The organism is Aquabacterium sp., assembly GCF_004297345.1.
Taxonomy (GTDB): Bacteria; Pseudomonadota; Gammaproteobacteria; order Burkholderiales; family Burkholderiaceae_C; genus Aquabacterium.
Window position 1 is genome coordinate 1 of the sequence record NZ_SCTN01000021.1, and the last position, 5,854, is coordinate 5,854.

Here is a 5,854-nt window from a genome sequence, read left to right on the forward strand (position 1 = left end):
GCAACCGACTCACGCGCGGCGTCCAGTTCATTGCGGATCTTGCGGCCGTGTTCGTACAACTGCAGGCCAATTTCAGTGGGCTCAATGCGCCGGGTTGTGCGGCGCACCAGTTGCTGCCCCACACTGCGCTCGAAGGTACCCAGGTGATAGCTCACATTGGCACGGCTCATCTTGAGACGACGTGCCGCCTCGCTGAGGTTGCCTGCGTCCAGGATCTCAACAAGCAGGGTCAGCGATTGCAGGTCCATCACCAATGGCACCCACACGCAGCGCGCGGCGCCTTCACAGGCACAGCCTTACTTCTTCTTGCTGCGCTCAGGAACGACAGTGACCTTGGTAGGACTCACAGCATCCGGAGACACCGGCTTGGACGGCGAACTGTCCTTTTTGGGCTTCTTCGCTTCTTTACCGTTACGTTGGCCTTTAGGCATGTTGAGCTCCTTTGATTGTCCAAATTGACTTGACAGTCTGTCAACAGACACAGGGATTGTCAAGGCGCACTTGTTTTCGAACAATGACCGTTCCACGATGGGCGCCTGCCCGCCTTGCCGTCCTCACTCGACAAATGACCACACCATGAGCCAGACCGCCACGCCAGCCGTTCACGTGAACGTGCACAACCACATCGCCCTGGTGCTCATCGACAACCCACCCGTCAACGCCCTGGGTGTGGCGGTGCGCCAAGGTTTGCAACACGCCATCGCCCAGGCCGAAGCCAATGAACAGGTGCACGCCGTGTTGATCCTCGGCCAGGGCAAAGCCTTCATCGCCGGTGCCGACATCCGCGAGTTCGGCCTGCCGCCGCAAGCGCCCTCTCTGCCCGACGTGTGCAACGCCATCGAAGCCTGCAGCAAACCCGTGGTCGCGGCCATCCATGGCCCGGCGCTGGGTGGCGGCCTGGAAGTGGCCATGTCGGCGCACTACCGCGTGGCCACAGCATCGGCCAAACTGGGCTTGCCCGAAGTGCAACTGGGCTTGCTGCCCGGCGCTGGCGGCACCCAGCGCGCACCTCGCCTGGTCGGCGCCCAAGCCGCGTTGGACCTGATGCTCAGTGGCCGCCACATCGGCGCGCAGGAAGCCTTGCGCATGGGCCTGATCGACCACATCGCCACCAGTGACTATGTCGAAACCGAAGGCCTGGCCTATGTGCGCCATGTGCTGGCCGAAGGCGCCCAGGTGCGGCGCACCCGTGATCAGACCGAGGCATTGGCCGACAAGGGCGCACAGCGCGTAGCCATTGACGCCGCCCGCACCGAGGTGCGCAAGAAGCGCGGCCTGTTCTCGCCCGACAAGATCGTCGATTGCGTGCAAGCCGCATTGGATCTGCCTTTTGACGAAGGCCTGCGCACCGAACGCACGCAGTTCGAACAATGCCTGGCCAGCCCCCAACGCGCCGGCTTGATCCACGCCTTCTTTGCCGAACGCGAGGTGCTGAAAGCCCCGGAGACCAAGGCGGCCAAACCGCGTGCGCTGAACAGCGTGGGTGTGATCGGTGGCGGCACCATGGGCGCGGGCATTGCCGTGGCCATGCTGGATGCCGGCCTGCACGTGACCATGATCGAGCGCGACGACCAGGCCCTGGCGCAAGGCCGTGCCCGCGTTGAAAAGGTGTACGACGGCCTGATCGCCAAGGGCCGCATGAGCAGCCAAGGCAAGGCCATCGTGATGTCGCGCTACGTGGGCGCAACGGACTACGCCGCACTGTCGCAAGCGGATCTGGTGGTGGAGGCCGTGTTCGAAGACATGGCCGTCAAGCACGCCGTGTTCGCGCAGCTCGACAAGGTCTGCAAGCCCGGCGCCGTGCTAGCCACCAACACCTCGTATCTGGACATCAACGAGATCGCCGCAGGCGTATTCCGCCCGCAAGACGTGATCGGCCTGCACTTCTTCTCGCCGGCCAACATCATGAAGCTGCTGGAGATCGTGGTGCCCGCCAAGGTCAGTGCCGATGTGGTGGCCACGGGCTTTGAGCTGGCCAAACGCTTGAAGAAGGTGCCCGTGCGTGCCGGCGTGTGCGATGGCTTCATCGGCAACCGCATCCTGGCGACCTACCGCACGGCCGCCGACTACATGATGGAAGACGGCGCATCGCCTTACGAGATCGATCAGATGGCGCGCGCCTTCGGCTACCCCATGGGGCCGTATGAAGTGAGCGATCTGGCCGGCGGCGATATCGGTTGGGCCACACGCAAGCGCCGCGCAGCCACACGCGATCCTCGCGCGCGCTATGTGCACATTGCCGATCAGTTGTGCGAGCGCGGCTGGTTCGGCCAGAAGACGGGCCGAGGCTACTACCTTTACGCCAACGGCGCACGCACCGGCACACCAGACCCCGAGGTGCTGGCCATCGTGGACGCCGAGCGCGTCAAGGCCGGCATCAAGCCGCACACCTTCACGCCAGAAGAACTGCAACGCCGCTATCTGGCCGCCATGGTCAACGAAGGCGCCAAGGTCGTGGAAGAAGGCATCGCCCTGCGCCCGCTGGATGTGGACGTGACCCTGGTGCACGGCTATGGCTTCCCGCGCTATCGCGGTGGCCCCATGAAGTACGCCGACATGGTCGGCCTGCCCACCATCCTGGCAGACATCCGCGCCTTCGCTGAAGAAGACCCGCTGTTCTGGCAACCTGCCGCCTTGCTGGTCAGGCTGGTGGCAGAAGGCCGTGATTTCGAGAGCCTGAATAAAGGAGACCACCATGCGTGAAGCCGTCATCGTGTCCACCGCCCGCACCCCCTTGACCAAGTCACATCGGGGCGAACTCAATATCACGCCAGGCCCCGCACTGGCCTCGTTTGCCGTCCAGGCGGCCGTCGAGCGCGCAGGCATTGACCCTGCGATGATCGAAGACGCCATCCTGGGTTGCGGCTATCCGGAAGGCACCACGGGCCGCAACATCGCGCGCCAGGCCATCATCCGCAGCGGTCTGCCTATCAGCATCGCCGGCACCACGGTCAATCGCTTCTGCGCGTCGGGTCTGCAAGCCATTGCCATGGCGGCCAGCCGCATCATCGTGGATGGGGCGCCGGCCATGATTGCCGGGGGCGTGGAAAGCATCTCCGGCATCAAGACACGCGAAGACGGTGACACGGGCATGGACCCCTGGATCGTCGAGCGCAAACCCGCGCTGTACATGGCCATGATCGAAACGGCTGACATCGTGGCCCGCCGCTACGGCATCAGCCGCGAAGCGCAGGACCGCTTCTCGGTCGAGAGCCAGCGCAAGACGGCCGAGGCGCAAGCGGCTGGCCGCTACAAGGCGGAGATCGTGCCCATCACGACGACCATGGCCGTGGTCAACAAGGACACGAAAGAAGTCACGCGCCAGCAAGCCACGGTAGACCATGACACCTGCAACCGCGCCGGCACCACCTATGAGTCCCTGGCCAAGCTGGCCCCGGTGCGCGGAAAAGATCAGTTCATCACGGCAGGCAATGCTTCGCAGTTGTCAGACGGCGCTTCGGCCTGCGTGCTGATGGAGCGCAAGGAAGCCGAGCGCCTGGGACTGCAACCCTTGGGCGCCTTCCGAGGCATGGCCGTGCATGGCTGCGAACCCGATGAGATGGGCATCGGCCCCGTGTTCGCTGTGCCCAAGCTGTTGGCACGCCATGGCCTGAAGGTCGATGACATCGACCTGTGGGAACTCAATGAGGCCTTTGCCTCTCAGTCCATCTACTGCCAGCAACAACTGGGTATCCCTGACGAGCGCCTGAACGTCAATGGTGGCGCCATCTCGATCGGCCATCCCTTTGGCATGACCGGCGCGCGCCTGGTGGGCCACGTGCTGCTGGAGGGCCAGCGCCGCAAGGCCAGCAACCCGAACATCAAGTGGGCCGTGGTGACCATGTGCATTGCGGGTGGCATGGGCGCCGCCGGCCTGTTTGAAATCTTCTGACGAGCAAGGCCCCACATCATGGACTTGAGCTTTACACCCGAAGAGCTGGCCTTCCGCGAAGAGGTTCGCCACTTCCTGGCCAACAAGGTGCCCACACGCCTGACCGACAAGGTGCGCCATGGCCAGCACCTGAGCAAAGCCGATCACGAAGAATGGCATGCCATCCTCAACGCGCAAGGCTGGCTGGCCAACCACTGGCCCAAGGCCTGGGGCGGCACGGGCTGGAACGCCGTTCAGAAATTCATCTTCGACAACGAATGCGCCCTGGCCTACTGCCCGCGCACGGTGCCCTTCGGCGTGAACATGCTCGGCCCGGTGCTCATCAAATACGGCAACGAGGCGCAAAAGCAGCACTGGCTGCCGCGCATCCTCAGCGGTGCGGACTGGTGGTGCCAGGGCTATTCGGAGCCCGGCTCCGGCTCCGATCTGGCCTCGGTCAAGACCACGGCCGTTCTGCAGCGCGACAGCACGGGCGATCACTACGTCGTCAATGGCCAGAAGACCTGGACCACGCTGGGCCACCACGCCAACATGATCTTCTGCCTGGTGCGCACCAACCGCGAAGCCAAGAAGCAGGAGGGCATCAGCTTCCTGCTGATCGACATGCGCACGCCCGGTGTGGAAGTGCGCCCCATCATCACGCTGGATGGCGAGCACGAGGTCAACGAGGTCTTCTTCACCGATGTGAAGGTGCCCGCCGAGAACCTCGTGGGCGAAGAGAACAAGGGCTGGACTTGCGCCAAGTTCCTGCTCACGTATGAACGCACCAATATCGCCGGCGTGGGCTTCTCGGTGGCGGCCATGGAGCGCCTCAAGCTGGTGGCCGACCGTGTGATGAAGAACGGCCAGCCCTTGTCACAAGACCCCTTGTTTGCGGCCCGCATGGCCAAGGTCGAGATCGACCTGGAGAACATGAAGACCACCAACCTGCGCGTGATCGCCACCGTGGCCGGTGGTGGCGCACCGGGCGCTGAAAGCTCGATGCTGAAGATCAAGGGCACAGAGATCCGCCAGGAACTCAACAGCCTCTTGCGCCGCGCGATGGGCCCTTATGCCCTGCCCTTCGTGAGCGAAGGCGACACATCCGATGGACCCGGCGAGCCCGAGGCCAGCTTCGCGGCCGCGCAGTACTTCAACAACCGCAAGCTGTCGATCTTCGGCGGGTCCAACGAGATCCAGAAGAACATCATCTCCAAAATGATCCTGGGCCTGTGACATGAACTTTGAACATACCGAAGACCGCCGCATGCTGGCGGACACGCTCAACCGCTATGTGGCCGAGCAATACAAGTTCGAGACCCGCATGGCCATTGCGCAATCACCGGAAGGCTTCAGCCAGAGCCAATGGCGCCAGTTCGCTGAACTGGGTGTGATTGGTGCGCTGTTCAGCGAGGCCGATGGCGGCTTTGGCGGCACCGGGTTCGACATCGCCGTGGTGTTTGAAGCACTGGGCCGCGGCCTGGTGGTCGAGCCCTTCCTGCCCACTGCCGTGCTGGCGGGCAGCGCGCTGGCCCTCGCCGGCAACGCCAGCCAGAAGAGCTTGCTGGGCGGCATCATCAGCGGCGATGTGCTGGCCACGCTGGCTCATGAAGAGCCCGGATCCCACTATGCACTGCAGCGTGTGCAGACCACCGCACAGCGCCAGCATGAAGGCTGGGTGCTCCATGGCCACAAGGCCGTGGTCGCGCTGGCCGATCAGGCCCAGTTGCTGATCGTCTCGGCGCGCACGGCAGGCCAGGTGAATGATGAACAAGGCCTTTCCCTGTTCATCGTGCCAACAGACACGCCCGGCGTGACGGTACGCCCCAGCCCCACCATCGATGGCGGCCGTGTGGCCGAGGTGACACTACACGAGGTCGCCCTGCCACCCGAGAACTTGTTAGGCGTGGAAGGCCAGGGGCTGGCGACACTGGAACACGCTGTGGGCCGAGGCCTGCTCGCCCTGTGTGCCGAATCGCTGGG

The 5,854-nt window shown here is 64.0% G+C and carries 6 protein-coding genes; 4 read left to right on the forward strand and 2 right to left on the reverse strand.

All coding sequences use genetic code 11. From position 1 onward, the window contains the following. Both EPO09_RS00560 and EPO09_RS00565 read right to left on the reverse strand, forming a co-directional pair. Positions 1-248, reverse strand: a 248-nt coding sequence (locus EPO09_RS00560; protein ID WP_290639145.1) for a LysR family transcriptional regulator, incomplete at its 3' end; no start/stop codon positions are given. Positions 249-296: 48 nt separating this feature from the next. Continuing rightward, entirely contained in the window at positions 297-431 is a 135-nt protein-coding gene (locus EPO09_RS00565) for a hypothetical protein (protein WP_290639135.1), read from the reverse strand. Positions 432-576: 145 nt separating this feature from the next. On the opposite strand from EPO09_RS00565, the gene EPO09_RS00570 reads away from it, so the two are divergent. From EPO09_RS00570 to EPO09_RS00585, 4 genes are all read left to right on the forward strand, one after another. Further along, positions 577-2,703 (forward strand): 3-hydroxyacyl-CoA dehydrogenase NAD-binding domain-containing protein, encoded by a 2,127-nt coding sequence (locus tag EPO09_RS00570; RefSeq protein ID WP_290639137.1) that lies wholly within the window; start codon positions 577-579, stop codon positions 2,701-2,703. After that, complete coding sequence (locus EPO09_RS00575; protein ID WP_290639139.1) at positions 2,696-3,892, forward strand: acetyl-CoA C-acyltransferase; 1,197 nt, start codon at positions 2,696-2,698, stop codon at positions 3,890-3,892. The genes EPO09_RS00570 and EPO09_RS00575 overlap by 8 nt, the downstream gene beginning before the upstream one ends. Before the next feature lie 18 nt (positions 3,893-3,910). Further along, on the forward strand, positions 3,911-5,107 hold the full coding sequence (locus EPO09_RS00580; RefSeq protein WP_290639141.1) for an acyl-CoA dehydrogenase family protein: 1,197 nt from the start codon (positions 3,911-3,913) through the stop codon (positions 5,105-5,107). Between the two features lies 1 nt (position 5,108). Beyond that, on the forward strand, positions 5,109-5,854 hold a 746-nt coding region (locus EPO09_RS00585), incomplete at its 3' end, for an acyl-CoA dehydrogenase (RefSeq protein ID WP_290639143.1).

Coding starts and splice junctions, on each gene's coding strand:
- EPO09_RS00565 (WP_290639135.1), bottom strand. CDS start 431: ATGCCTAAAGGCCAACGTAACGGTAAAGAAGCGAAGAAGCCCAAAAAG.
- EPO09_RS00570 (WP_290639137.1), top strand. CDS start 577: ATGAGCCAGACCGCCACGCCAGCCGTTCACGTGAACGTGCACAACCAC.
- EPO09_RS00575 (WP_290639139.1), top strand. CDS start 2,696: ATGCGTGAAGCCGTCATCGTGTCCACCGCCCGCACCCCCTTGACCAAG.
- EPO09_RS00580 (WP_290639141.1), top strand. CDS start 3,911: ATGGACTTGAGCTTTACACCCGAAGAGCTGGCCTTCCGCGAAGAGGTT.